Origin of the sequence: Spiroplasma endosymbiont of Colias croceus (assembly GCF_964020095.1) — a bacterium.
Taxonomy (GTDB): domain Bacteria; phylum Bacillota_I; class Bacilli_A; order Mycoplasmatales; family VBWQ01; genus Spiroplasma_E.
This window is the reverse complement of record NZ_OZ026536.1, coordinates 655,715-682,524: the sequence shown is the minus strand read 5'-3', so window position 1 is coordinate 682,524 and position 26,810 is coordinate 655,715. Positions and strand designations below refer to the sequence as shown.

Sequence of the window (26,810 nt, the reverse complement as noted above, 5' to 3'; positions counted from 1 at the left end):
TATGGCATATAACAAACAATCTGATTTATCACATATTAATGGTGGTTTGCCTTCAACTTCATCAAATAATTCAAAAGATGAAGAAAGATTAAAAAAAGAGATTTATGGTCAATTGTTTAGAAGTAAAATTTTACATCAAATTTATGAACTATGCAAATCCTCTCAACAAGAAGATTATGAATCTGCTTTAAAAATATTATCTAAAAAATGCAAGATGAGTCAAGAAAATGCAAAAGATTTATTAGAAAAGATTACTAAAATATTACAATCATCAAGGTTAACAATTAATTTTGATTTTTCAAAAATATACGATATTAATAATAAATGACCAGAGGTTTTAAACTGTTTTGCTTATAAGGAAAAACCAAATGAAATTTCTAACTATAATGTAGGTCGAGCAAGTATAGAGGAAGTTGCATTTTATCTAAATCAATTATTTGATAATAGTAAGTATGAAAAATTTGGACGTTTTTCAACCCCTACTGGCGATCAAACAAAAAGAAGTGCTAATTTTCAGTGAACAAGTAGACCTTGCTATGCAGCATTAGATTTTTTGGAAAATCCTATGGGTGGAGCTCCTATGTATGGAAAATCTTTTATTATACTAAAAGATTATGTAAAACATAATTGTACATATAGTCCTTATGATACGTATTCACCACCTACGTTCAGTGGTAGGAAATTAAAAGATAAAATATCTACTTTTTTACACTTCCCAAGATTGATAAGATATTGTCAAAATGATTTATTTGGATATAATTGTTTAGAAAGTTTAATTAATAAAGCTAATGGAAAAAATTTTGTTCCTCATCGTAATTTTGGTAAAAGTCAAGGAAATTATATAGAGGCTCATGTTTATTCTAGAATCTTATTTGCACGTGATATAAAACAAATTTGCTTATCAAAAGCGGAATTTGATAGTCATCCACCTAATAAACAAAAACAAATATTAGAAAAAATAAATGAAATAAACTCATGTTTAGGAACTTCATTTATTATATTCATAACTGAAGAAGAATACAAAATAAAACAAGAAGAAAGACATTTAGAAGATAAATTATTATTAAAACAAGAAAAAATAACAAAATTAAAAAGTGATATTGTCAAGTTAGAGAAAAAAAAGATAAATCCAATTTTAAATTTTGTTATTAAAGTTTTTAGTTTTGGATGTATTAATAAAAATAAAGAAATAAAAGAAATAATAAATGCTAAAAATATTGAAATTAAAAATTTGTTGTTAGAGATAAAAAATAATGAAACACCACATTCATCATTAATTTCAACGGAAACTATGCCATTATTACAAGATCAAAAAGTAACTGATGAAAAAAATTTGATAAACAATCAGCAAATGGTGAAGAATTAAATAATCCCTTTTTAAACAGTTGTTCAAATTCACAACAAAATCTTCTTTAATAAAATATATATTGAACCATTTTAATAACTATACTGATATTATTATTTTTCTATTTTTTTTAATTAAATATGGTAAAGTTAAATCATAAAAATTATATATCATAGTTAGTATTAGTTACTATTAAAATTTTTTAAAATTTCTAATTTTTATTTAGACTCTTTTATTGTAAAAAAATAAAAATAATTTAGTAACAATCTAGTTTATTAATTATAATTTTTATTTATAAGTATTAAAAGAGAATGTCATTCAATTGAAATGTATGTTTAAGTAGTCCTATTTTACTTATTAAAAGTAAAGCAGGACTTTTATAATTAAAAGGGGGAAAAATGAAAACAAAAAAGAATTCAGAACAAACACCTTTATTAAATAAAAATAACAATAATTACAATGCAATCAAAAATCAAGATCAACCTTCAACAAGTCAAGAACATGTTAATGGATATCATCAAGAAAATTTAGAAGTTATAAATAAAGCCAATATTAATTACACAAGAACAGAAAGTCAAGATCAATTTTCAACAAGCGATGAAGAAGAGTGAATAGATGATACTAATAGTCGTTATGGTGGAATAACACAAAAAAGATTGGATATTAATGAACGTTGAAAATATCGTACGAGATTTGAACCTGGTGTAGTATACATTATCAGATATTAGAATGGAGGCTTTTATGTAATCTGTGTATCTTTGTTTTACAAAGTACTAGTTTAGATTAATTCTATCTTCAAATTTTATCATAAAATGAGCAATTGCTGTATTTCAATTTTGAATGGGCATTGTTCATTTTTTTGTTATATTTTCAATTGCTAAATAAAATATTTTAAAAACTGCCATATCATTAGGAAAAACTTTTTTATTTCTGATAACTTTTCGTAATTGACTATTTACAGATTCAATAGCATTTGTTGTATAAATCACTCTTTTGATTTCTGTAGGATAACTAATAAAAACCATTAAATTATCTCAATTTTTATATCAAGATTTAGCAATTTGAGGATATTGTTTATTTCACTTATTTTCAAAGGATTCTAAAGCCTGCATTGCTTGTTCTTCACTACATGCAGTATAAATTGGTTTTAAATCTGCAACTAGAGATTTTCTATGCTTATATGAGACATATTTCAAACTATTTCTAATTTGATGAACTATGCATAATTGATGTTCTGTTTTAAGATAAACTGATTGTATTGCTTCTGACATGCCTGTTAAATTATCACTACAGGCAATAAGAATATCATTTAAGCCACGATTTTTCATTTCTGTTAAATTTGCTAATCAAAATTTAGCACCTTCATTTTCACTAATTCATAAACCTAAAACATCTTTTTTACCTTCTAAATCAACTCCTAAAGCTATATAAACTGATTTATTAATAATCCTTTTATCTTATCGTACTTTCACTACTATGCAATCAAAATAAACAATCGGATAGACACTTTCTAATGGTCGATTTTGCCATGCTTTTACATCATCAATAACATCATCAGTAATTTGACTAATAACACTTTCACTAATATCAGCACCATGATATAACTCTTGTAATTGCATTCTAATATCTGATAATGTCATACCTTTTGCATATAAAGAAAGAACTTGTTGATCAAAACCATCAAATCTTCTTTGTCTTTTTGCAACTATTATAGGATTAAAATTACTATTGCGATCTCGTGGTACATCAATCTCAATTTTACCTTGTTGAGTTATTATTTTTTTTGAACTTATACCATTACGAGCATTGTCACTATTACTATTTTGATTCTTTTCATATCGCAAATAATTTTGCATCTCAGAATTCAACATTTTTTCTACTAATCTTTTTGTTAATTCTTTATACAATCCTCCCTCTTTAAAAACTGTTGTTAAATCTTCAGTATTTTCTAATAATAAATCTACTGCTTTTGATATTGGAACATTATTATTAATATTTTGCTTTTTAGCCATCTGTAACTCACTCTTTCTAGAAATTTAATTATATTTACTAGAATTAATTAAACATAGTTATTTTTGTAAGTTACACAGATTACTAAACATTACCCTTCTTAAAACTTATAACATTAAATTTTGCTTTTCAACCAACTAATTGTTCAAAGTTATTAAATTTAATAGCTTTTTCAGTTCTGCTTTTGCTTATTAATGGTACTTCTGTTTTATCTTTTAATCATTTATTAACAGTTTCTTCTAATTTATAACCCGCTTGGAAATACTCAATAGAACTTCCTTCATAAACAAATTCATTATAACTTAACTTAGCAGCACTATAACTTGCAAAAATATTAAATAAAGCATCAGTTCCAGTCATTACTTTTACTGTATATTTATCCCCTAAATTTGTTTTACCATCTTCTTTAAAGAATTGTAAATTATATGTCCCATCACCAACTACAAGTTTTTCATCATCATTTGGTTCTACAAATTTACTAGTAGAAACTTTTATATTAGATATTTTATTTTTAATTTTAGCAACTTCCGCTGCATCAAAAGTACCATCTTCAGGTGTTGTTCCTGATGTTAATTTCTGTTGTAAAACAGATTTTAAAAAATAGAAACTGTCTTTATCTTTAGCTTTGGGTTGACCAGTAGTTGCCTCTTTTTCTAATAATTTAGTAACCAAAATATCGGAATTATCAATTAAGAAAAAGGATGTATCTTTTTCTCAATCAAGTCTAATAGTTTTTAAACTGTTTCCTTCATCATTTGTTAAACCTAAATTTATTGATACTTGATCTAGTAATATTTTTACCTGATCTTCTTTGTTGTTACCACAAGCTATAACAGTAGTTACTGGTACTGTTGTTATGACACTAGCACCTAATAACTTTAATAATGTTCTCATATTCCTCATTTTTCTCTTAACCTCCTCAGTTAAATCTAGAATAGATGTGAGAAATTATCTTCAATAATCTTATGTAAAACATATTATTTTAAATAACTCACTAACACTATTATAATACATAAAAAAAATTTTATGGTTTTTTTACATCTTTAAGAGTGTATTTATAAATTATTAATAGTAAAATTAAATAAAAAACACTTATAATTTTAATTTTTAATATAATCAAAATATATTAAAAATATTTAAGATTTTAATTAAAAATTAAAATTATATTAGTATTTATTGTTATAAAGTAATATCTGAAAAAAATAAAAATAATAAAGTATAATATTTCTATAAATAAAAAAATATAAGTTTTTGACCTATTGTTTAAGTTTTAAGCAAGTAGGTTTTTTATTTTGAAAGGGGAAAAATATGAATTTAAAATTTTTACTATCTGAAATAAAACTTGATTATAAAGAAATTATAGAAATTTTTAGAAAAATAGAAGCAAAAAAGGAAAATATTAAATCATTATGAGATGAATTAAGTAAGTATAAACAGCAATTACAGAAAGAAAAAAGTGATGATAATATTAACGAAAAATTATTAATTATTTATAAAGTTTCTGCTTTTGTTGAAGAAATGTTGTTAAATTCTTATCAATCAACAGAATATGATCCTGCTACTAGAAAAATAATTAGAGACAGTAAAATGGGTGAAAATTTTGTAAATGATTGAAATAATATTAATAAAATATTAGAACAAATTTTTTTACCAGAAGATGAAGTTGTAGAAATTTCAGAATTAGCAGATGATCAATTAAGTCTACTAAATAATGAACAAACGCAAACAAATCGTGAAAGTGAATGTTTTCCCAAACGATGTTTAATTTTATAAAAATGAAATAAAAATTAAAAAACTTTTTTCTAATTAGAGAAAAGTTTTAATTAACATAGTGCTTTAAATTTTACTAAAATATTGATTGAGGTAATAAAGTTCCAATACTTAACATTATTAAGGCAAAGACAGTAATACCAATAGTATATGGTCAGATTGCTCGATAAAAACTTGTTAGGGGAACTTTAGCAATGGCAAGTCCTGCCATCATTACACCTGCACTTGGTGCAAATAAATTAATTCAACCACTAGCCATAACAAAAGTAGTAATCATTCCTGAACCTAATCCTAAAGGAATTACTATTTTTGAAACAATAGGGAAAACAGCTTTTGCAAATCCTGATGTTGAAGGAATAACAAAGGCAATCAAAAGAAAAGCAAAAAAACCAATAATAACAATAGCAAATCTTGGCAATTTATCAATACTTTGCAATTGACCAACAACAACATGTTGCATTCCTGAATGTTGTAATGATCAGCTAATTCCACCAGCAACAGCAATTATTAAAGCAACACCTAATAATTCTGAAGAACCACTAATAAAATTACGAACATATTGTTCTTCGCCTTTTCAATCAATTGCTGCAATGATAATTGAAACAAAGAAAAATAAGAAAGCTAACATTTCAATATTTCAGTCACCAAATGCATTAATTTGACTTGTGAAATATGGAAAATATTTAATTAATGTATTGTGAAAATCATCAAAAATAGTTATTCCTGTAATTTTACCTCATGGAATAATACAAAGCACCATAATTAAAAATGTTAATCCAAATAGTGCTAAAATAATTTTACGACGTTTAGTAAATTCAGGGATTTCTTCTTTATTAATAAATTCTTCATGATGCTCACTATGTAAGTGAAAAACAACTGATTTTTCAGGATTACGTTTAACACGGATTGCATATCACATAACAAAAGCAATAGTACCGATAGTTGCTAAAAATCAACAAATTAAACGTCAGCTGATTCCATCACCCGGATTTAAACCACTAGCTTGTGAAGCTGTGGCAATAGCAAAGGGATTAAGTGTTGAAAACATAACACCAACACCAGCACCCAATAAAATCATTAATACAGCTGTAACAACATCAAAACCAGCAGCTAACATTGCTGGAATAATAATTAAATAGTAAGGAATAGTTTCTTCACACATTCCTTCAACTGTTCCACCAATCGATAGGATAGTCATAATTGAAGGAATAATTCAAATTTCTTTTCCGTTTAGACGTTTAACTAAACGACCAATTCCTGCATCTAGTGCACCTGATTTCATGACTATGCCAATATATCCACCAATTACTAAAACAAAAACAATAATATCACTGCTACCAATGAAACCTTTAATTGGAGCCAAAAATAAGTCCATGATACCTAATGGCGCACCGTCTTGTCAGGGGTTATCAGTGCTTACAGTCTTTGATTCATCTTCTAATCATTTACCTGTTGTTCCTGGAATCCAAGAAATAATAATAATTAGAGCAATAATAAAGAATAAGACTGTAATTGCTGTTGGCATTTTAAATGGAAATAAACGAAATTTTTTCTTTTTGGTAATTCCCATATATGATTAATACCTCCTTCTTTATTTTTTTAAAAGTATTATTAATTATATAATACACTATTTATCATGTAGAATAAAAGATGTTTAAGCTTATTTTTTAAAATAACTTATTAAAAAAGTAGTATTTTTATTTAAGTAACATTATTATAATAATAGTTTTTAAAAAAATGTTATTTTTTTATTAGTATTATTTGAAAATTTAATTAAATATTAGTAGTATTTTAAAATAAAATTAGTTATTATCAATTACATATATTTTTTTTTTGATTTTATTGACTATTTCATTAATTAATGAAATCACTTTAAAGGTATATAATTATTATAATTGAAAGGAGAATATTATGTTAAAACTTTTTAAGAAAAAAGAAAGGACAAATCATAAATTAACTTTATCAGAATTAATCTGGTTTGGTTTTAATTATACTGTTGGAATTACTTTTACTGCTAACTTTGCAATTTTAATTAATAAAGATAGTTTAAATTTAGGTTCTCATATGATTTGAATTTTTTTAGTAGAAGGATTAATTGCAGGAACTTGTGCTTGAGCTTTCTCAAGACTTTCAAGAGTACATCCGGGTAATAATGGTGCTGCTTATATTTATGTTAGAAGTACTTATGGTCGCTTCTGAGGTTGATTAATTTCTTTTTTACAGTATGCTACTTTACCTGTTATAGTTAGTTCACAAATTGTATCAATGATTAGAATTAACTTTACTGATCCATCTTCTTTTTTGGGAGCGTGTCGAAGATGTCGATAACTAATAATTTTTAAAAATAGCTCCTTTCTTTTTTAAACCCTTAAATTAAAAATAAATGACAAAAGACGAGAATAAAATTCTCGTCTTTTTTTGTAATTGTAAAATTTTAAAATTTTTAATAACCGTCTTTAACGCTATTATCAACACGTGTTAGGGAATTAAAAAAGTGAACTACAACACAGTTGTTAAAAATAGTAGCTAGCATGTGGACTTGCATGGATAAATAAAAAGTGGAGTGATACCTAATAAAATATACTAACCATTAATGGTAATTCTTGGGGTGGGAGCGAATTGGAAACTAGTATATATAGACCTGTTGTAGGGACCTATTATATTAATTCTATTCTTTATTTAACCAACCTTGCCACCCCCCAGTGAGCAAGTGTTGGTTTTATTTTTTATTTTTTTTGAAAATTTTTTTGGGCGAGAAAATAAATTTCAAACTTGTAAAAAAAATTGAGCGGTGCCGGTTCAATTAAAGTATTAATTTGTTTAACACAAATTAAATAAATATTGAATCGAATGCCTCAATGTTTTTTAAAATTTCACAATTTATTTTTGAGCCCAGAATTGCTGGAATGAATAAAACTAATAGTATTAATAATATAAAAATAAAAATATATATTCTTTATGCTACAAGCAACAGAATATATTAGAAAGAACTATTATGAAAAAGTATTTTTGTTGAACATGTAAACAACATAAATTAGATTATTTATTCTTTAATACTAATGATATAAAAACAAGACAAAACTTTTTAAGAGACAAAAATAATAAAGCAATTTGTTATGACTGTATTTTAAATGTTAGATTAAGTAGGAGATATAAATATGAATAAACAAAAACCATTTTCTTATAAAGACCAAGAAATTATTAATGAATATAATAAAAAACGTAATCAAGAAATAATAAAAGAACATTTAAATAATAGACATATTCCGTAATTAAATTTTTTAAAAGTCAATTAATAATTTTAAAATTTATTTTATAATTTTGTTATTAACAATAAATTTAGAAAAGTGTTGATAAAAATGATTTTTGAAAATTTAAAAAAATTAAAAAATGAAGAATTTTATAGATATTTTGGTATAAAACGTTTTCATTTTAATGAAATGTTAGAAAAATTAATTGAAATAGAAAAATTAGAAAAAAATAAAGGTCAAAAAAATAAACTTTCAGTAGAAGAAAGATTAATGATGACTTTATTATACTGAAAAGAATATTATACTTTTTTTCAAATGAGTATTAAATCTAAAATGAGCCCATCAAGTTGTTTTCGAAATATTACTTGAGTAGAAAATAAACTTAGTAACCACAAAGATTACCAATTTTTAAAAGAAAGATATAAATTAAAAATTGATAAAAAACAAGAAAATTCAAATGAATTTCAATTTTATTTAATTGATTCAACTGAGATTGAAATTGAAAGACCAACTAAAAAAAACTACAGTTAGAATATTTTTCTGGTAAAAGTTGAATGTATTCTATAAAATTTCAAATTGTATATGATTTTTTTAATAAAAAAATTGTTGATATTTTTGCTGATAATGGTAAAGTGCATGATTTTCAAATATTAAAAAATTCAAATCTTGAATTTTCAGAAAAAACAATAATTATTGGTGATTTAGGATATCAAGGTATACAAAATATTTATAAAAATACAATAATACCAATTAAAAGAACTAAAAATAAAAAATTAACTAAACAAGAAAGAAAATACAATAAGATTGTATCTAAAATTAGAATTAAAGTTGAACATGTCTTTGCTTGATTGAAAAGATTCAAAATTTTAGTAAATAAATGTAGAAAATCTAAATTTAGACTTATGTACTTAAGATTTAACTTACTTTGTGAAATTTTTAATAAAATAAAACCATTAAAATAAAAAAAATATTAAAAATATTTTTTTAAAATTTAAATTTTTATCGAGTTAATATAAAAATATTATTAACAATTTTTTGTTTAAAATGTAAACTCATTTTTTAAACTATTTTTTCAAAAAATATTTATTTCTATATTCAATAACACTAAATAGTTTTAAAACAATTTTATTGACAATTAATTAAATTTAATTACGGAATATGTCCAATATAGAAAAATTAAGAGCAGATTTTAAAAAAGAAGTAATTAATGAATATAAAGAAAAATTAATTAAATATTTAATTAATAATAGAGCAAATGCTTATAATGGAAAACAATTTTTATTATCTTCAAATAGAGATCCAAATATAAAAGGTATTGATGAATTAATTAAAATAATTAAAAATGGAGACTTTGATTAATAATGCAATATGACTTAATTATTGGCATTGACCCCGCTGGAATTGGTAATAATAGAATGGTTATATATTCAAATGAAGCTAATAATATTGTTTTTAATGAAACATTCAATACATTAACTGTTTTATGAACTAAAAATATTTATAAAGAAAAATTTCAATTAATTAAAGAAAAATTTATTGATAAAAAAATATTAGTTATTGTAGAAAATTTCTTTTTAAGTTCAAAACAATTATTAACTAATCCATTAGCAACTCCTAAAATTATTGGTGCTTTAATGATATTAGTACAAGATGTTTTTAACTGAGATTATCTAGAAAACCACCCAAAAAATAAAAATAAAATAACAAATTATAAAGGAAATATAAAATTAACAAAACATGAACAAGATGCTTATAAGCATATTCAATATTATTTAAAAAATCATAAGAAAATATTGATTTTTGATAATTATTTAAGGAAATTATAAAAATGAAAGATAAAGAAAATTATGTCAAATTAACAGTAAAACTAAGTAACACTATTGAAGCAAAATATTACGAAAAAGATAATAAGGAATTATATTATAGTGTTCGTGGACAATGAAATGGTTTAAACTATGTTACTTTAATTTTTAATAAACCAAAACTTTATAGACGCTGTATTTTATTAAACAAAAACGATGAAATTATAGTAACTGGTCAAATCTTTAACACTTTAAATATTCCTAAAAATCGTGCATTTTGTTCAATTAATGTTAAATGATTTAAAAAATGAAAAGAGTAAAAAATGATATTATGAAAAATTTTATTAATAGTACCAATATTAATAACATCTATAACACTAATAATATTTTTAATATTTATTATTAAAGAATTAAAAAATGAATATAAAGTATTAAAAATATTAAATGAAATTGCTAATCAAATTGAAAATAAGGAAATAAAATAATGAAATGTTTTCTTTGTATGGATGGAGAAATATATTCTCCAAAAACCTTATATAAAATAAAAAAAACTGAAAAATATAATTTATAAAGATAGAGATATTGATAGTGAAGATTTTAAAAAAAGATATGAATATCTTTTAAAAAAATTAGGTGACATTGATAAACAAATAATTTTAATAAATTTATTAATACATCAAGAAAAAAATATAGAAAGGAAAATAAATAATGACTAAGGAAGAATTAGCACAATGAAGGCATAATGAATTAGGTAAAATTGAAAGTATTATAACAGATAAAAAAACACATAAAAATTGTATTAATAAAGAAAAATTAAAATCTTTTTTACTTGAATTTTATAATAGTTTTAATCAAGTTCAAGACAAATGATTTCAATCAAAAACAGATACTTATGCAAATATATTAGAAAAAATAGAAAATTGAGAATTTGACTAATGATTATATTACCTACTTTGTTTGAAAATAAAGATGAAATTGAAATATTATCACCATTTCCAAAAGCAATTCATACAAGTAATGATATTAGAGCAATTATTTTAAGACAATACCCAAATGTTAAATCAAAACGTATAATTGTTTCTGACCCAGAAAGTAATGTTGCATTAATAGTTGGTGATAATGATGTTTATCAAGGTTGAATTAAAGTAACAATTAAAAAATTAGAAATAGAAAGAGAATAACCATTACTAAACGCGAATTTTTAATTAAATGAAATGTAGATGAAAAATTATTTTTTATTGATAATATTGAATTTTGTACAAGTGACACATGTGTAATGTTTAATTGAAATGATAATTATTTAATGATTGATTATTATTCAGAATACATGAATAAATTTATAGAACTATTAAATGATTTAAAACAAATTAAAGGAGAAAAAAATGGAAACAAATAATTATACATTAATAAAATTAATAAGAATTGGAGTAAGTCCAATTTGTGCAATGATTGGTACAAGTGCTTATTATGGTCAAGTAATTGCAAATCCAATATTAGGTTCAATTAATAGTTTATTATTTGGTAAAAAATTAGGTTTAGATATATGAAATTTAAATCAAAGATCAAATACTAAAACTAAATTAATTAATAGTTCTAAAAAAATATTACTAGGATTAGGGACTATTGGTTTAACAAATTATAGTAAATGAACAGAAAATAATATTACTCCAATTATTCCAACAACACCAACTCCAATTACTACTACAACTACAACAGAAGGTCCACCATGATTACTATTAAATAAACAAGAACATCAGTCATTAATGGATTGAGATACATATATTAGTTTAAATGCTTATGGTATTTCAAATTTATTAGTGGATTAACTGAGTTAATACCTAATAAATTTGAAGCAATAAGAAAGATTTGTAATATGGCTACTGGTGGATGTTTAATATCAAGTGGTGTAGCAATGGGTATTAATAATGATTTTATGAATGCTTATGCAGTACCTACCATAATTGCTGGTGCAAGTGAAATAATCCATAATTTACTACCTATGGAAACTACACATCATAATGAAGAAATGCAAGAAACATCATTTAATGATGAAACTGCAAGATTAGTAAATGATAATAGATTCACAATTAATAGTGAAACAACCAGTCAATATGGTAGTGATAATATGAGCGAAGTACCATTAAATCATGATAATGCTTCATTAAATTGAGATTATAATCACATGAGTTTATAAAGGAGGTGAATAATTTATGAATAAAGAAAAAATACTTGAATATTATAATAATGAAATAAAAACATATAAAGAACAAATAGAAGAATTAGAAAAAAAACTATCTGTATTAGTAGAAGTTATAAGTAATTCACAATCAATGATTGAAAGAATTAATAAAGGTGAATTTGATGAATAATCAAAAATAAACAATAAATAGTTGAAAGGAAAATATTGAAATGAAAGAATTTTTACATGAATTAATAATTATTGGAACAAGTGTTGGAACATTGATTTGCAGAGAAATTATTGTTTTATTAAAAAGATTTATCACAACTCCAAAACATGTTAGAGCAAATAACAAAATTATAAAACATCAAAAAAAATTAGCAAAATTAAATGAAAAGATTAATAAAGGAGAAAAATAATATGACAAAAATTGAATTTAATGAAAAATATAGAAAACAAGATATCAGTATTGAGAGAGATTTTGATTTACATATTGATAATTGTTTTAAATTTTCTGATATTGATACATTAGAAAATGCAGTTAATGATTATAAAAAATTAATAAGTGAAATGCCACAATTAGTTAAAGATTGATTATTGGGATAAGATTAGGAGAATGTTAAATGTTAGAAAATGAAAATAATGTTCAACAAACAACTGAACCTTTAACTGAAAATAATGTTCAACAAGAAATAGAAAATAAAGTTAATGAAGCAGAAAATAAGTTAAATAAACTTAATCAAGAAATTAAAGAAAAAGAAATGATTAATATAATTAAAAAATATCAAGTTAAAACTGAATTTTATGATTATTTAAAATTTAAAACAAGTAATCTAGAAAATTCAAAAATTGAAGAAACTATTAAAAAAATGATTAAAGAACAACCAGTATTTAAACAAACAATTAATACAGGTGGTAATAAACAAATAATTATTAATAATAAAACAAATGATAAAGAAAATTTTTTAATTAATTATAAAAAGAAAAATTATTTATAAACGAAAGGAAGAAATAAAATGTCAGTACCATTTAATCAAAATTTAGACAATACAGAGAGATTAGTAGAAGCACCAGAATTTATAGAATTTTTTAAAATTTCAAATAGTCCATGGGCAAACTTTTTTCCTACTGAAATTGTTGACTCAGTAAATATTGAATTTATTGTTAAAAAACCAAAAAAACCAGAAGTTAAAATTATTGCTTGAGATGATAAAAGCAAAAGATATGAATTACCATATGTTGATACAGATAAAATTAGTAAAAAAATAACTAAAAAATATCTTGCAGGAGAAATTATTACAGATGTAGATTTAAAAGCAAATAATGGACAAAATTTATTAGATAGTATGCAATATGAAGTTGCAAATGATTTAGCAGATAAATTGGCAATTGATGATACACAAGCAATTGCAAAATTTGCTACTAAAATCGATATTGAAGATACAACACCAGTAGGCTATTTAAAATCAATGTTATCTGCTTGAAATACTTTGTTTCAATTTAGAAACATTGCAAATAGTAAATTTTTTATTACTAATGGTCTTTATGATAGTTTAGTTTATTTAGCAGATAATAAAGGTTTAATTACTGATAATCAGTTGGCACAACAATTACGTTTAAATGGAAATAATTTATATGTAAAAGGTGTATTATGTGAAATCGTTCTTGATGATTATATGATTTTTACTAATGATAAAAATGAACAACAATTAATGACCTTTATTTTAGCAACACCAAGAGCGATGAAAAGATATATGATAGAAAATACAGTTATTTATGTAGATTTTATTAAAGATGCTAAAGCAGGAAGAGCATATAAAGTTGCTGGTGAAGTTGTTGGAGAAGCAATCCCATATATTTCTAATAATGAAACAACATCACGTTGAATGTTATGTGGAGTTATTAAAACAGAAAAAACTGATTTAAAAACTAAAATTACAAGTTTAACAACAAATATTACTGCAAATGTTAATAACAATAATAGTGAATTAAATACACAAATAAAAAGTACTAATGAACTTAAATCATTAAATCCAAATTTAACAAATCCAACTATTAAATATTTTAGTGATGCACAAGGAAAAACTAATGTAAGTAATCAAAAACAAAAAGCAGGTGACTTATATATAACTATTACTGCTAATGTTAATGATTTAAATTATAAAGGAACAACAAATCCAATTAAAATAACTCTTAAATAAAGGAAATTAATATCATGCCAATCGGTACAACTAGTACAGCAATACTTTTAAACATAAATAAACCAAAACATACTAGAACAAGTAACCAACAAGAAAATAAAAGTTTTTGATGAGAAATTTTAGAAATGATTGGTGTACAAGTTATAGCAGTAGCACTTGCTCCTTTTACTGGTGGATTAAGTGAAAGTGTAGCCCTTGGATTAGGTGCAAGTGATTTAGTTGCTAGTATTAGTGCTGTTGGTGTAGAGTTTTTAACTGATTTTACTATTAATCAAGTTTATGATTATTTAAAAGGAAATGTAACAAAATTAAATACTTTCTTTAATATACTTCCTGCATTTGCTGGACTTAATAAAATTAGTCGTGGTTATCGTACAACTAAATTTATTAAATTAGCACAAAAAACTAAAACATTAGAACAAGTTGGAATTAAAGAAGTAAAAAACTTACAAGAAATTATTAGTCAAGTAAGTGGAAAAGAAATTTTAACAGATAAAATTATTGGTAATAAACGTTATTTAATGAATTATAGTTTTACTCCTAATCGTGAAACAGTATTACGAGATTTAGGTTATGTTGCTGAAAGAGAATATAAAAATAATTTTCAAAAATTAGAAACACAAAAGTTAAAAGAACACTTATTATTACAAAATACATTAATAAAATTAAGTCCCCAATTAACTCCTAAATTTAAAATTAAAGATATTGAAAAAGCAAATAACTTTTTAAAAAAATTTAATACTGATTTAAAAAAAGTACTATCTATGAATCAACATGATTGATTAAATTTAGTTCATACAATACATTCAGAAAATAGATATGGAAAAACTTTAATTTTAGATTTACAAAAAATTCGTGCCAATGCTATTAAATTTAATTTTAAAAATAATGTTATTCATCAACTTGTTTTAAAAGCAAATCAAACTTTTAAATATTTTGATATTAGATTTTATTTAAAAAAAGGTTTAAATAAAATTTGAAAAGATACATCATATTTTGAAAAAATACGAGAAAGTATAGACATATTCCGTAATTAAATTTTTTAAAAGTCAATTAATAATTTTAAAATTTATTTTATAATTTTGTTATTAACAATAAATTTAGAAAAGTGTTGATAAAAATGATTTTTGAAAATTTAAAAAAATTAAAAAATGAAGAATTTTATAGATATTTTGGTATAAAACGTTTTCATTTTAATGAAATGTTAGAAAAATTAATTGAAATAGAAAAATTAGAAAAAAATAAAGGTCGAAAAAATAAACTTTCAGTAGAAGAAAGATTAATGATGACTTTATTATACTGAAAAGAATATTATACTTTTTTTCAAATGAGTATTAAATCTAAAATGAGCCCATCAAGTTGTTTTCGAAATATTACTTGAGTAGAAAATAAACTTAGTAACCACAAAGATTACCAATTTTTAAAAGAAAGATATAAATTAAAAATTGATAAAAAACAAGAAAATTCAAATGAATTTCAATTTTATTTAATTGATTCAACTGAGATTGAAATTGAAAGACCAACTAAAAAAAACTACAGTTAGAATATTTTTCTGGTAAAAGTTGAATGTATTCTATAAAATTTCAAATTGTATATGATTTTTTTAATAAAAAAATTGTTGATATTTTTGCTGATAATGGTAAAGTGCATGATTTTCAAATATTAAAAAATTCAAATCTTCAATTTTCAGAAAAAACAATAATTATTGGTGATTTAGGATATCAAGGTATACAAAATATTTATAAAAATACAATAATACCAATTAAAAGAACTAAAAATAAAAAATTAACTAAACAAGAAAGAAAATACAATAAGATTGTATCTAAAATTAGAATTAAAGTTGAACATGTCTTTGCTTGATTGAAAAGATTCAAAATTTTAGTAAATAAATGTAGAAAATCTAAATTTAGACTTATGTACTTAAGATTTAACTTACTTTGTGAAATTTTTAATAAAATAAAACCATTAAAATAGAGGCTTTTATGTAATCTGTGTATCTTTGTTTTACAAAGTACTAGTTTAGATTAATTCTATCTTCAAATTTTATCATAAAATGAGCAATTGCTGTATTTCAATTTTGAATGGGCATTGTTCATTTTTTTGTTATATTTTCAATTGCTAAATAAAATATTTTAAAAACTGCCATATCATTAGGAAAAACTTTTTTATTTCTGATAACTTTTCGTAATTGACTATTTACAGATTCAATAGCATTTGTTGTATAAATAACTCTTTTGATTTCTGTAGGATAACTAATAAAAACCATTAAATTATCTCAATTTTTATATCAAGATTTAGCAATTTGAGGATATTGTTTATTTCACTTATTTTCAAAGGATTCTAAAGCCTGCATTGCTTGTTCTTCACTACATGCAGTATAAATTGGTTTTAAATCTGCAACTAGAGATTTTCTATGCTTATATGAGACATATTTCAAACTATTTCTAATTTGATGAACTATGCATAATTGATGTTCTGTTTTAAGATAAACTGATTGTATTGCTTCTGACATGCCTGTTAAATTATCACTGCAGGCAATAAGAATATCATTTAAGCCACGATTTTTCATTTCTGTTAAATTTGCTAATCAAAATTTAGCACCTTCATTTTCACTAATTCATAAACCTAAAACATCTTTTTTACCTTCTAAATCAACTCCTAAAGCTATATAAACTGATTTATTAATAATCCTTTTATCTTGTCGTACTTTCACTACTATGCAATCAAAATAAACAATCGGATAGACACTTTCTAATGGTCGATTTTGCCATGCTTTTACATCATCAATAACATCATCAGTAATTTGACTAATAACACTTTCACTAATATCAGCACCATGATATAACTCTTGTAATTGCATTCTAATATCTGATAATGTCATACCTTTTGCATATAAAGAAAGAACTTGTTGATCAAAACCATCAAATCTTCTTTGTCTTTTTGCAACTATTATAGGATTAAAATTACTATTGCGATCTCGTGGTACATCAATCTCAATTTTACCTTGTTGAGTTATTATTTTTTTTGAACTTATACCATTACGAGCATTGTCACTATTACTATGTTGATTCTTTTCATATCCCAAATAATTTTGCATCTCAGAATTCAACATTTTTTCTACTAATCTTTTTGTTAATTCTTTATACAATCCTCCCTCTTTAAAAACTGTTGTTAAATCTTCAGTATTTTCTAATAATAAATCTACTGCTTTTGATATTGGATCATTATTATTAATATTTTGCTTTTTAGCCATCTGTAACTCACTCTTTCTAGTCATTTAATTATATTTACTAGAATTAATTAAACATAGTTATTTTTGTAAGTTACACAGATTACTAAACATTACCTTAAAATAAAAAAAATATTAAAAATATTTTTTTAAAATTTAAATTTTTATCGAGTTAATATAAAAATATTATTAACAATTTTTTGTTTAAAATGTAAACTCATTTTTTAAACTATTTTTTCAAAAAATATTTATTTCTATATTCAATAACACTAAATAGTTTTAAAACAATTTTATTGACAATTAATTAAATTTAATTACGGAATATGTCCTATATATAAATTACAAGAAAAATTTGAAAAGTTAGAAAAACAAGCATTTGAAAAAATTCAGAAATTAAAAGAAAAAGCAACTGATTTATTTACTAGTGCAGAAAAAAGAGCAATTAAACACGCACAATTAATTCCATTAAATTCACCAGTATTTATGGGTTGTAAAATTCAACCTTTGTCATTAGATAAATGTGCAATTACTATTTATCATCGTAATCCTAAGTATAAACCAATTACAGTTGTTGATAGTATTCTTAAAGCAAAAACTTTTGTTACTAAAATACATCCATTTCATTGATATCGTTGATATAGTGGTTGATACATTGGTTATGGTGTTAATCGTAATAAATGATTAAAAGCAATAGCATTTGCTCCGCCAGTTATTCAACAAATAATTAGAGATAGTTTTAAAGTATATAGAGAAATATTTAGAATAGTAAGGACTTATCATAAAGTAGTTAATGTTATTAATAATCCTATTGAAAATATTAATAAATCATTTAAAAATGTTGGTTTGAAGTTTTCAGTTAATACTTTATTTGGTACAGGATTATTACATCATTTAGAAAAGTTTGCATATAGTCAAGTTATAGCAAAAAGTAAGAAAAAATTAAAAAAAGGCAAAAATAAACTACAAAAAGAAATTGAACATATAACACATAGAAAAACAAAAAAACATACTCATCATTATAAACAATCATTTTTTAAGGAATGATAAATTATGATTAATAAACTTTGAACTGATGTCAGTCTTGAAAATTATAATAACTGATATCCATTAACTGGAAAAATTACAGAAACCCCACAGCAATACATACAAACATGACCTAATGTTAATGATTGATTTAAAACTTTTGCTATTCGCGCTCAAAATGATATTAACGCTTATCTTGATTTTATTTTATCTAAATTTCCTTTTGATAGTTTTAAAGATGAATTAATTAAAAAATTCATCTAATAAAAATAATGTCGGTCTTTTTAGTGTTTTAATCTCTGAATTATCAGCTTTGCCAACTAAAAACTTATATAATTGTGCAATGGACATATTCCGTAATTAAATTTAATTAATTGTCAATAAAATTGTTTTAAAACTATTTAGTGTTATTGAATATAGAAATAAATATTTTTTGAAAAAATAGTTTAAAAAATGAGTTTACATTTTAAACAAAAAATTGTTAATAATATTTTTATATTAACTCGATAAAAATTTAAATTTTAAAAAAATATTTTTAATATTTTTTTTATTTTAATGGTTTTATTTTATTAAAAATTTCACAAAGTAAGTTAAATCTTAAGTACATAAGTCTAAATTTAGATTTTCTACATTTATTTACTAAAATTTTGAATCTTTTCAATCAAGCAAAGACATGTTCAACTTTAATTCTAATTTTAGATACAATCTTATTGTATTTTCTTTCTTGTTTAGTTAATTTTTTATTTTTAGTTCTTTTAATTGGTATTATTGTATTTTTATAAATATTTTGTATACCTTGATATCCTAAATCACCAATAATTATTGTTTTTTCTGAAAATTCAAGATTTGAATTTTTTAATATTTGAAAATCATGCACTTTACCATTATCAGCAAAAATATCAACAATTTTTTTATTAAAAAAATCATATACAATTTGAAATTTTATAGAATACATTCAACTTTTACCAGAAAAATATTCTAACTGTAGTTTTTTTTTAGTTGGTCTTTCAATTTCAATCTCAGTTGAATCAATTAAATAAAATTGAAATTCATTTGAATTTTCTTGTTTTTTTATCAATTTTTAATTTATATCTTTCTTTTAAAAATTGGTAATCTTTGTGGTTACTAAGTTTATTTTCTACTCAAGTAATATTTCGAAAACAACTTGATGGGCTCATTTTAGATTTAATACTCATTTGAAAAAAAGTATAATATTCTTTTCAGTATAATAAAGTCATCATTAATCTTTCTTCTACTGAAAGTTTATTTTTTCGACCTTTATTTTTTTCTAATTTTTCTATTTCAATTAATTTTTCTAACATTTCATTAAAATGAAAACGTTTTATACCAAAATATCTATAAAATTCTTCATTTTTTAATTTTTTTAAATTTTCAAAAATCATTTTTATCAACACTTTTCTAAATTTATTGTTAATAACAAAATTATAAAATAAATTTTAAAATTATTAATTGACTTTTAAAAAATTTAATTACGGAATATGTCTTTAGTATTTTGTACTGGTAAAAAGAAAAATGGAAAATTAATTAATAAAAGAGCTGTATGTAAAATAAGAGTTTCCAAGACAGAAATTGGTGCAGAAAAAACAGCTAAATTAATTCAAAAACATGGCAATTTATTTTTTGAAAATTTTGACCAAGCAAATTTAATAGTTTGTGGTGATAGTGCAAAATGAATTAGAAAAACTGCTACAATTTTAAATGCTAAATTTATTTTAGATAAATTCCATGCTTTTCATGTTTTATTTCTTGGTATAATGGCTGGAAGAAGAAAAAATAAAATTGCTAAATTACACTATCAAAATGCAATAACTTTATTTGAAAAAGGTCAATATTATGAATTAATTGATTTTTTACAATCATTAACTTTGCAATATAAAAAATTAAAAGTTGGTTATTTTATTAATGCAAAAGATGGTGTATTAAACCAAGCACTAGTTGAAAATATTGGTTGCTTTACTGAAACTAATATTAAACAAATTTTAAAGCATATGATTGGTGATAGAACCTATAACATTGATATGTATACAAAAATGGTTAATTTTAAATGCTATCAAATAAATACTGCCATCCAATTATTATAAATTAAAATTAAAGATTTAAAAAAAACCAAAAATAAAATAAAACTTATTAAAGTAAACTTTAATAAGAATTTTTGAATTATAAAAGTAAGTATTATTGTTGACTAATATTTTTCAAGTGTTAAGATTAACATACAATTGCATATTGAAGTCAAAATTATTCTCGTCTAACTTTATAATTTTAAGACAAATTTGAATATTATTGACAACATCGGTACGCTCCCTCTTTTTTATATGCTAATTGAGGAGTATGACAACATTTAGGATTAGATTTGATTGGAATTCTAATTTATGGTTTAGCTTCTTGTGTATTATTTTTAGGAATGGCTGCATTTAAAAAATTTGTGAATATTTCTAGTTATTTAAAATGAGGAACAACTTTTTTATTAATCATAGCAACTATTATATTATTTGTGATGGCAGGAACTTCAAATTGAGATATGACTACTTCTCATCAACAATTAACTGCTAATAACTTTTCACAAGCTTTTGCCATGTGTTTCTTTTTCTTTTTAGGATTTGAAACCTATTCAGCAATTGGTAAAAATGTTAGAAATCCTGAAAAAAATATTAGTCGTTCATTAGTTATTGTTATGATTTTATCTACTATTTTTTATATGGCAGTAACAATCCTTATGATTGGTGCTGTTGCTGGTAATTTTTCAGATAATCCCAACTTAAGTATTTTTAAAATTTTAGGTGATAAAGCTCATACACAATGATTAGGAATAATTGGTATCCTTGTAATGTTAATTTGTACTATTTCATTAAAGTCTAATGCTGGAATGCAAAATGCTTTATATAGTGGTGCTATTTTAGAACCATTATCTGTTGAGGGGTATATTTCACCTAAATATAAAGAATTATCAAAAGATAACATTCCATTTAAAGCTTCTAGATTAAATTTAGTTATTACTTTTTCTTCAGCTTTTGTATGATTAATTTTACCTGATATTATTGGAGTAATAGTTGATACGTTGCATCCTGTTTATAAGGATGGACAATTAGTTTTAAGTTCGATTGTTAATTATGGAACATTAACCGCTGAAGCCGGTATTATTATGGTTATTATTTATGTTTTTGTACTTTCCATTGCAATTAAACTGTCTATAAAAAAGAAATTGAAAAAAAATATTTTTGAAATTATTATTTGACTTGCAGCAACACTTTTCTTAGTTTGACAATTTGAAGAATGATTAAGATCTTTAATCAATGGTTTAATTTCGGGTGCAAGTCTTATTGGTAAAGGTGGAACTGATACTACAAAAGGAATATCTGATATAACTTCTAATGTTTTACAATTAATTTATTTAATTGCTAGCATTGCGTTTGCTCTAATTTGATACTTTGCTTATTATAAGCCAATGCAAAGAAAAAGAATGCTTACAAATCCTAAATTACAAGAAGAATTGGATAGCGAATTTAGAGTGAAAGATGATTGACCTTTTGTTGCAAAAAATCTACAAAATGAAATTGAAAATTATTTAGTACGTAATGTTTTAATTAATGGTGATGATAAAAACCCTAATTATACAATTGCTAAAAATGTACGTAAAGAATTATTGATGTCAGAAGGCGAATGGCGTGAAGACGAAGAATAAAAAAAGTTTAAAAATGTATTGGTTATAATAACCAATACATTTTTAGTATTTATTATTTTTGATAAATTTTTATACTAATATTAAAGGTGTTAATAATGAATATTTTTTTATATTATTATAAAGTATATTGATGGTAGAAAGTAAAATATGATGTATAATGTTAATTGGATTCATTTCAATATTATGTTTAGAATTAATTCTAAATTGTGGTTATTGTATTTGTAGTTCAAAAGTCATATTATTGGAGGTACTATATATGAATATGAAAAATATATTAAGATTAATGGGTACATTAACATTAACAACAGCAGCTACTACTTCAATTGTTGCTTGTGGTGATAAAGCTGGTGTAGCCATGAACGTAGAAGTATCAAAACAATTAGGGTTAACAGATGAAAAAGGAGAAGGTGTACAAACAGCTTCACTTGATACAACTGTCAAGGATAATGTTAGTTGAGCTGTTGCTGAAGCATCAGCAATTAAAGCTAGTAAATTATTAGGAGAGGGAGATAAAGCGGCAAATCAATCATGTTTTGATTTTATTACTAATGTATTAAAAGTTAAACCAAAAGAGGGAACTAGTTTTGCTGATGGAGTTTTTGATAAAGCTGTATTAGACGCAATAACTGCTGAAGTTACTAATATTAAACCAGAATTAGCTAAAATGGATGATAGTAAAGATTATGCTATTACTGGTGGTACTTTTAACTTCCAATTTAAAAAAGGTGAAGAGGCACTTGGTGATGTTTATGGCATTAAGTTAAAAGCTGATAAAACAAAAGGTGTTATTGCTGCTGGTCTTGCTGCAATAGCTGGTAAAATTGAAATAGTAGATACTGATGTTGTTACAAATTCAAATATTTTATTTGTAAAAGATGGAAATATTCCACCAGGTGCTAAACAAGGAGCAGCAATAAGTATTGTTGATAAAACAGATAATGGAAAACAATTTATGGCTTTAAATACGTTAACTGGCTTAAAAATTTCTGCGCAAATGGAATCGACTGATGCTGAAGGAACATGAGCAGAAGGTAAAAAATTAGAAATAAGTTATAAAACAGGTGATGTTAATTTTGATCCTACTACTGTAAAAACTACATTAACAGTTGCATAATTTTATAAAATAAAAATAAATTACTCCTTTTAATTTAAAAGAAGTAATTTATTTTTAAAAAATGTTTATTTTTCATATTTTTAAAAATTATAAACATATAGTATATAATAAATATTGGAGAACTTATTATACGATGTTATATTAAAAAAAGTAACTAAGTTATTGATTTATAGTTATTATAATAAGTTTAAAGAATATTATTGGAGGTATATGTGAATATGAAAAATATATTAAGATTAATAGGTGCCCTTGCATTAACAGTAGGAGCAACTCCTTCAGTTGTTGCGTGCGGTAATAATGGTTCAAATATTCCTAATAATCCGCAATTAAATGGGAAATATGCAGAATTATTAGGATGATATAGTGATGAAAATACAAGTATAATTGATGAAGTAATAAATTTTGATAATCTTGGAACTTGTATTATCACTACTGACTCTACTAATCTTATTAAAGATAATTTGTTTAAAGAAAAGTTATTAGTTGAAGGTTCTACTGATGGTAAATGGAAAGCAAAAGATGCTGATGCTGCAACCTTTTTAAGGGAATTAGGATTTACATCTGGTAATCAAGATAATGATTATTCAGAATCCGATGTTGATGCTATTACCAATTTAATTGTAACAATTAAAACTGCTGCTCCAGGTGAAATATCAGTTGCTGACACAACTGACTTTAAAGTAGCGGATGGTATTTGTCAAATTGATATTATGAGTAGCAAAACTGCTGCTAAGCTTGTTAAATCTTATAATATTAATATAAAGGCAGCAAATTTAAATGTTTCAAAGGTAATAACAAGTAATATTATAAAAGAACCTTTAACTGATTTAAAACTAACTGCTGATCAAGGATTCAAGGCCGATCAGCCAACTTCTGGTTTTAAATTAGAGTTTACTGATGAATTAAACAAAACAAAGTTTGAGTCTTTACTTAAAGTATTAAATACATCTTTTACAACTCATTTTTTTAGTTCACCTACCGGCACAGAAGAAATAAAAACTTTTAATGATGGTGAACCCGCATTTTTACAGTTACATTTTGATAGTGTTATTCTTGAAAAAAAATGGCTGTTGGAACTCCAGGCAAATAATAAATTTTCTAATTAATATAAATTAAATTTAAATCTATAATAAAATAATATATTTTATTATAGATTTACTTTATTTCTAAATAATTTAGTTGTAAAATTAAATAAGAACTAATACTTGATTTTTTAAATCTCTTTTCATTTATTTAAATTGAAAAAGGATTTATTTTATTTAAAGGTGGTAATCAAATGGCAAACAAATCATATTATGTTAATGATAACAATCAATTAAAAAATTATAAATTAGAAAAATATAAAATTGATAATGATTTAAAAATTTTATATAAAGTAACAACAACTTATAATGATACTGAACCTAAAATTTTAAAAGCATTACCAATTGAAGAGTTGGATAATAATACTATTGATTCTTTTTTTATGTTGATCAAACAAAATCAATGTGATAATTTTGCTGTATATTATGAAAATAATTATGATATTAAAAAAATTAATGATTTGATTACTAATCAAGAACTAAATTTTACATTTGAACAATTAGATTTTTTAAAGCAATTTTTTATTAGTATTAAAAATGTTGCTATTACTATATTTGATATGCGTATTAAGCCAATTATAAATAATACTGTTGATAGTAATAGTAGTAATAATGGTATTAGTAATACTTTTCAATCTAAACCACGAATTTTAAATTAATATTTTTTTCAAAATAATTTTAAAAAAAAATATCAAAATAAAAACTAAATATTACTTAATTATAATTAGGTTTTACTGATTAAATATTCCCATATTATCATTTTTATCTCATGATCCAATTCTATTTGTAATAATTTTTATACCTTGGCCTTGTGATAAAGTTTTAAAAAATTGATTAATTTCTTCAAAATGTTCAATTATTATTGAAATTGCTGTAGTATAATCTGATTCTAAAATACCACCAGCAAACCCAGTCTCATCTTTTTTAGTAAAATCGATAATAATGTTATAAAATAATTTTTGAAAATTACTTTGATTTTCATCATTATATATTTGTTCCATATTCAAAAAAATATCATAACTAATTTGGGAGCGTACCGATGTTGTCAATAATATTCAAATTTGTCTTAAAATTATAAAGTTAGACGAGAATAATTTTGGGTAATGTTTAGTAATCTGTGTAACTTACAAAAATAACTATAGACATATTCCGTAATTAAATTTTTTAAAAGTCAATTAATAATTTTAAAATTTATTTTATAATTTTGTTATTAACAATAAATTTAGAAAAGTGTTGATAAAAATGATTTTTGAAAATTTAAAAAAATTAAAAAATGAAGAATTTTATAGATATTTTGGTATAAAACGTTTTCATTTTAATGAAATGTTAGAAAAATTAATTGAAATAGAAAAATTAGAAAAAAATAAAGGTCGAAAAAATAAACTTTCAGTAGAAGAAAGATTAATGATGACTTTATTATACTGAAAAGAATATTATACTTTTTTTCAAATGAGTATTAAATCTAAAATGAGCCCATCAAGTTGTTTTCGAAATATTACTTGAGTAGAAAATAAACTTAGTAACCACAAAGATTACCAATTTTTAAAAGAAAGATATAAATTAAAAATTGATAAAAAACAAGAAAATTCAAATGAATTTCAATTTTATTTAATTGATTCAACTGAGATTGAAATTGAAAGACCAACTAAAAAAAACTACAGTTAGAATATTTTTCTGGTAAAAGTTGAATGTATTCTATAAAATTTCAAATTGTATATGATTTTTTTAATAAAAAAATTGTTGATATTTTTGCTGATAATGGTAAAGTGCATGATTTTCAAATATTAAAAAATTCAAATCTTGAATTTTCAGAAAAAACAATAATTATTGGTGATTTAGGATATCAAGGTATACAAAATATTTATAAAAATACAATAATACCAATTAAAAGAACTAAAAATAAAAAATTAACTAAACAAGAAAGAAAATACAATAAGATTGTATCTAAAATTAGAATTAAAGTTGAACATGTCTTTGCTTGATTGAAAAGATTCAAAATTTTAGTAAATAAATGTAGAAAATCTAAATTTAGACTTATGTACTTAAGATTTAACTTACTTTGTGAAATTTTTAATAAAATAAAACCATTAAAATAAAAAAAATA

At 23.0% G+C, this 26,810-nt stretch carries 37 protein-coding genes and 1 pseudogene; 31 read left to right on the top strand and 7 right to left on the bottom strand.

Going from position 1 to position 26,810, the window contains the following annotated elements; all coding sequences use genetic code 4:
• Nucleotide 1: 1 nt before the first annotated feature.
• Together AACL24_RS04330 and AACL24_RS04325 are read left to right on the top strand one after the other, a co-directional pair.
• On the top strand, nt 2-1,366 hold the full coding sequence (locus tag AACL24_RS04330) for a DUF3626 domain-containing protein (protein ID WP_339048927.1): 1,365 nt from the start codon (nt 2-4) through the stop codon (nt 1,364-1,366).
• Between the two features lie 377 nt (nt 1,367-1,743).
• A complete protein-coding gene (locus AACL24_RS04325) occupies nt 1,744-2,073 on the top strand; it encodes a hypothetical protein (protein WP_339048925.1) in 330 nt (109 codons plus the stop codon).
• A gap of 45 nt (nt 2,074-2,118) precedes the next feature.
• On the opposite strand, the pseudogene AACL24_RS04320 reads toward AACL24_RS04325, so the two are convergent.
• Nucleotides 2,119-3,357, bottom strand: a pseudogene (locus AACL24_RS04320) (IS256 family transposase).
• An 82-nt stretch (nt 3,358-3,439) separates the two neighbouring features.
• Nucleotides 3,440-4,249 carry a hypothetical protein gene (locus AACL24_RS04315; RefSeq protein ID WP_339048923.1) on the bottom strand — a complete coding sequence of 270 codons (810 nt, stop codon included), beginning with the start codon at nt 4,247-4,249 and terminating at the stop codon, nt 3,440-3,442.
• Between the two features lie 414 nt (nt 4,250-4,663).
• Between AACL24_RS04315 and AACL24_RS04310 the strand changes: the two genes are divergently transcribed.
• Nucleotides 4,664-5,128 (top strand): hypothetical protein, encoded by a 465-nt coding sequence (locus tag AACL24_RS04310; protein WP_339048921.1) that lies wholly within the window; start codon nt 4,664-4,666, stop codon nt 5,126-5,128.
• Nucleotides 5,129-5,201: 73 nt separating this feature from the next.
• Here AACL24_RS04310 and AACL24_RS04305 read toward each other — a convergent pair whose 3' ends face one another.
• Nucleotides 5,202-6,695 carry a YfcC family protein gene (locus tag AACL24_RS04305; RefSeq protein ID WP_339048919.1) on the bottom strand — a complete coding sequence of 498 codons (1,494 nt, stop codon included), beginning with the start codon at nt 6,693-6,695 and terminating at the stop codon, nt 5,202-5,204.
• A gap of 263 nt (nt 6,696-6,958) precedes the next feature.
• Between AACL24_RS04305 and AACL24_RS04300 the strand changes: the two genes are divergently transcribed.
• The 19 genes from AACL24_RS04300 to AACL24_RS04210 all read left to right on the top strand — a co-directional run bounded on the left by AACL24_RS04300 (nt 6,959) and on the right by AACL24_RS04210 (nt 16,532).
• Nucleotides 6,959-7,453, top strand: a complete 495-nt coding sequence (locus AACL24_RS04300) for a hypothetical protein (protein ID WP_339048917.1) — start codon at nt 6,959-6,961, stop codon at nt 7,451-7,453.
• A gap of 1,031 nt (nt 7,454-8,484) precedes the next feature.
• Nucleotides 8,485-8,907, top strand: coding sequence for a transposase family protein (locus AACL24_RS04295; RefSeq protein WP_339046226.1), 423 nt, complete (start codon nt 8,485-8,487; stop codon nt 8,905-8,907).
• Nucleotides 8,908-8,930: 23 nt separating this feature from the next.
• On the top strand, nt 8,931-9,338 hold the full coding sequence (locus AACL24_RS04290; protein ID WP_339045908.1) for a transposase family protein: 408 nt from the start codon (nt 8,931-8,933) through the stop codon (nt 9,336-9,338).
• A gap of 196 nt (nt 9,339-9,534) precedes the next feature.
• The gene (locus tag AACL24_RS04285; protein ID WP_339048915.1) at nt 9,535-9,735 is read left to right on the top strand and encodes a hypothetical protein; all 201 of its coding nucleotides are present in this window, start codon (nt 9,535-9,537) and stop codon (nt 9,733-9,735) included.
• A 2-nt stretch (nt 9,736-9,737) separates the two neighbouring features.
• The gene (locus tag AACL24_RS04280; RefSeq protein ID WP_339048913.1) at nt 9,738-10,202 is read left to right on the top strand and encodes a hypothetical protein; all 465 of its coding nucleotides are present in this window, start codon (nt 9,738-9,740) and stop codon (nt 10,200-10,202) included.
• A 2-nt stretch (nt 10,203-10,204) separates the two neighbouring features.
• Complete coding sequence (locus tag AACL24_RS04275; protein ID WP_339048911.1) at nt 10,205-10,498, top strand: hypothetical protein; 294 nt, start codon at nt 10,205-10,207, stop codon at nt 10,496-10,498.
• 3 nt (nt 10,499-10,501) lie between these two features.
• Nucleotides 10,502-10,663 carry a hypothetical protein gene (locus AACL24_RS04270; RefSeq protein ID WP_339048909.1) on the top strand — a complete coding sequence of 54 codons (162 nt, stop codon included), beginning with the start codon at nt 10,502-10,504 and terminating at the stop codon, nt 10,661-10,663.
• 223 nt (nt 10,664-10,886) lie between these two features.
• The gene (locus AACL24_RS04265) at nt 10,887-11,114 is read left to right on the top strand and encodes a hypothetical protein (RefSeq protein ID WP_339048906.1); all 228 of its coding nucleotides are present in this window, start codon (nt 10,887-10,889) and stop codon (nt 11,112-11,114) included.
• The gene (locus AACL24_RS04260) at nt 11,114-11,359 is read left to right on the top strand and encodes a hypothetical protein (protein ID WP_339048904.1); all 246 of its coding nucleotides are present in this window, start codon (nt 11,114-11,116) and stop codon (nt 11,357-11,359) included. The genes AACL24_RS04265 and AACL24_RS04260 overlap by 1 nt, the downstream gene beginning before the upstream one ends.
• Nucleotides 11,360-11,560: 201 nt before the next feature.
• The gene (locus tag AACL24_RS04255; RefSeq protein ID WP_339048902.1) at nt 11,561-12,004 is read left to right on the top strand and encodes a hypothetical protein; all 444 of its coding nucleotides are present in this window, start codon (nt 11,561-11,563) and stop codon (nt 12,002-12,004) included.
• 47 nt (nt 12,005-12,051) lie between these two features.
• Nucleotides 12,052-12,372, top strand: coding sequence for a hypothetical protein (locus tag AACL24_RS04250; RefSeq protein ID WP_339048900.1), 321 nt, complete (start codon nt 12,052-12,054; stop codon nt 12,370-12,372).
• Between the two features lie 16 nt (nt 12,373-12,388).
• Nucleotides 12,389-12,547, top strand: coding sequence for a hypothetical protein (locus AACL24_RS04245; RefSeq protein ID WP_338978115.1), 159 nt, complete (start codon nt 12,389-12,391; stop codon nt 12,545-12,547).
• Between the two features lie 40 nt (nt 12,548-12,587).
• On the top strand, nt 12,588-12,776 hold the full coding sequence (locus AACL24_RS04240; protein WP_174481134.1) for a hypothetical protein: 189 nt from the start codon (nt 12,588-12,590) through the stop codon (nt 12,774-12,776).
• Nucleotides 12,748-12,963: a hypothetical protein gene (locus AACL24_RS04235; protein WP_339048898.1), complete on the top strand. Its 216-nt coding sequence runs from the start codon at nt 12,748-12,750 to the stop codon at nt 12,961-12,963. Before AACL24_RS04240 ends, AACL24_RS04235 begins: the two co-directional genes overlap by 29 nt.
• A 17-nt stretch (nt 12,964-12,980) precedes the next feature.
• Nucleotides 12,981-13,355 carry a hypothetical protein gene (locus AACL24_RS04230; RefSeq protein WP_339048896.1) on the top strand — a complete coding sequence of 125 codons (375 nt, stop codon included), beginning with the start codon at nt 12,981-12,983 and terminating at the stop codon, nt 13,353-13,355.
• Nucleotides 13,356-13,373: 18 nt separating this feature from the next.
• Nucleotides 13,374-14,558 carry a hypothetical protein gene (locus AACL24_RS04225; RefSeq protein WP_339048894.1) on the top strand — a complete coding sequence of 395 codons (1,185 nt, stop codon included), beginning with the start codon at nt 13,374-13,376 and terminating at the stop codon, nt 14,556-14,558.
• Between the two features lie 14 nt (nt 14,559-14,572).
• Nucleotides 14,573-15,595 (top strand): hypothetical protein, encoded by a 1,023-nt coding sequence (locus AACL24_RS04220; RefSeq protein WP_339048892.1) that lies wholly within the window; start codon nt 14,573-14,575, stop codon nt 15,593-15,595.
• A gap of 83 nt (nt 15,596-15,678) precedes the next feature.
• A complete protein-coding gene (locus AACL24_RS04215; protein WP_339045912.1) occupies nt 15,679-16,101 on the top strand; it encodes a transposase family protein in 423 nt (140 codons plus the stop codon).
• Nucleotides 16,102-16,124: 23 nt separating this feature from the next.
• Nucleotides 16,125-16,532: a transposase family protein gene (locus AACL24_RS04210; RefSeq protein ID WP_339048890.1), complete on the top strand. Its 408-nt coding sequence runs from the start codon at nt 16,125-16,127 to the stop codon at nt 16,530-16,532.
• Nucleotides 16,533-16,572: 40 nt separating this feature from the next.
• On the opposite strand, the gene AACL24_RS04205 is transcribed toward AACL24_RS04210, so the two are convergent.
• On the bottom strand, nt 16,573-17,811 hold the full coding sequence (locus tag AACL24_RS04205; RefSeq protein ID WP_339046650.1) for an IS256 family transposase: 1,239 nt from the start codon (nt 17,809-17,811) through the stop codon (nt 16,573-16,575).
• A 480-nt stretch (nt 17,812-18,291) separates the two neighbouring features.
• On the opposite strand from AACL24_RS04205, the gene AACL24_RS04200 reads away from it, so the two are divergent.
• Nucleotides 18,292-18,834, top strand: coding sequence for a hypothetical protein (locus AACL24_RS04200; RefSeq protein WP_339048888.1), 543 nt, complete (start codon nt 18,292-18,294; stop codon nt 18,832-18,834).
• 3 nt (nt 18,835-18,837) lie between these two features.
• Nucleotides 18,838-19,074, top strand: coding sequence for a hypothetical protein (locus AACL24_RS04195; RefSeq protein WP_339048886.1), 237 nt, complete (start codon nt 18,838-18,840; stop codon nt 19,072-19,074).
• Nucleotides 19,075-19,357: 283 nt separating this feature from the next.
• Here the strand turns inward: AACL24_RS04195 and AACL24_RS04190 are convergent, their stop codons facing one another.
• Nucleotides 19,358-19,888, bottom strand: a complete 531-nt coding sequence (locus AACL24_RS04190) for a transposase family protein (RefSeq protein WP_339048884.1) — start codon at nt 19,886-19,888, stop codon at nt 19,358-19,360.
• Nucleotides 19,806-20,213, bottom strand: coding sequence for a transposase family protein (locus tag AACL24_RS04185; protein WP_339048882.1), 408 nt, complete (start codon nt 20,211-20,213; stop codon nt 19,806-19,808). Before AACL24_RS04185 ends, AACL24_RS04190 begins: the two co-directional genes overlap by 83 nt.
• 96 nt (nt 20,214-20,309) lie before the next feature.
• Here AACL24_RS04185 and AACL24_RS04180 point away from each other — a divergent pair, with 96 nt between their 5' ends.
• The 5 genes from AACL24_RS04180 (at nt 20,310) to AACL24_RS04160 (ending at nt 25,365) form a co-directional block, all read left to right on the top strand.
• The gene (locus AACL24_RS04180) at nt 20,310-20,912 is read left to right on the top strand and encodes a hypothetical protein (RefSeq protein WP_339048879.1); all 603 of its coding nucleotides are present in this window, start codon (nt 20,310-20,312) and stop codon (nt 20,910-20,912) included.
• A gap of 320 nt (nt 20,913-21,232) precedes the next feature.
• On the top strand, nt 21,233-22,510 hold the full coding sequence (locus tag AACL24_RS04175) for an APC family permease (protein WP_339048877.1): 1,278 nt from the start codon (nt 21,233-21,235) through the stop codon (nt 22,508-22,510).
• 256 nt (nt 22,511-22,766) lie between these two features.
• On the top strand, nt 22,767-23,624 hold the full coding sequence (locus AACL24_RS04170; protein WP_339048875.1) for a hypothetical protein: 858 nt from the start codon (nt 22,767-22,769) through the stop codon (nt 23,622-23,624).
• A gap of 218 nt (nt 23,625-23,842) precedes the next feature.
• Complete coding sequence (locus tag AACL24_RS04165) at nt 23,843-24,730, top strand: hypothetical protein (protein WP_339048873.1); 888 nt, start codon at nt 23,843-23,845, stop codon at nt 24,728-24,730.
• Between the two features lie 170 nt (nt 24,731-24,900).
• On the top strand, nt 24,901-25,365 hold the full coding sequence (locus AACL24_RS04160; RefSeq protein WP_252319384.1) for a hypothetical protein: 465 nt from the start codon (nt 24,901-24,903) through the stop codon (nt 25,363-25,365).
• Between the two features lie 72 nt (nt 25,366-25,437).
• Here AACL24_RS04160 and AACL24_RS04155 read toward each other — a convergent pair whose 3' ends face one another.
• The gene (locus AACL24_RS04155; protein WP_339048871.1) at nt 25,438-25,755 is read right to left on the bottom strand and encodes a hypothetical protein; all 318 of its coding nucleotides are present in this window, start codon (nt 25,753-25,755) and stop codon (nt 25,438-25,440) included.
• Between the two features lie 193 nt (nt 25,756-25,948).
• Here AACL24_RS04155 and AACL24_RS04150 point away from each other — a divergent pair, with 193 nt between their 5' ends.
• Nucleotides 25,949-26,371: a transposase family protein gene (locus AACL24_RS04150; RefSeq protein ID WP_339045912.1), complete on the top strand. Its 423-nt coding sequence runs from the start codon at nt 25,949-25,951 to the stop codon at nt 26,369-26,371.
• 23 nt (nt 26,372-26,394) lie between these two features.
• On the top strand, nt 26,395-26,802 hold the full coding sequence (locus tag AACL24_RS04145) for a transposase family protein (protein ID WP_339045908.1): 408 nt from the start codon (nt 26,395-26,397) through the stop codon (nt 26,800-26,802).
• Nucleotides 26,803-26,810: the final 8 nt, after the last annotated feature.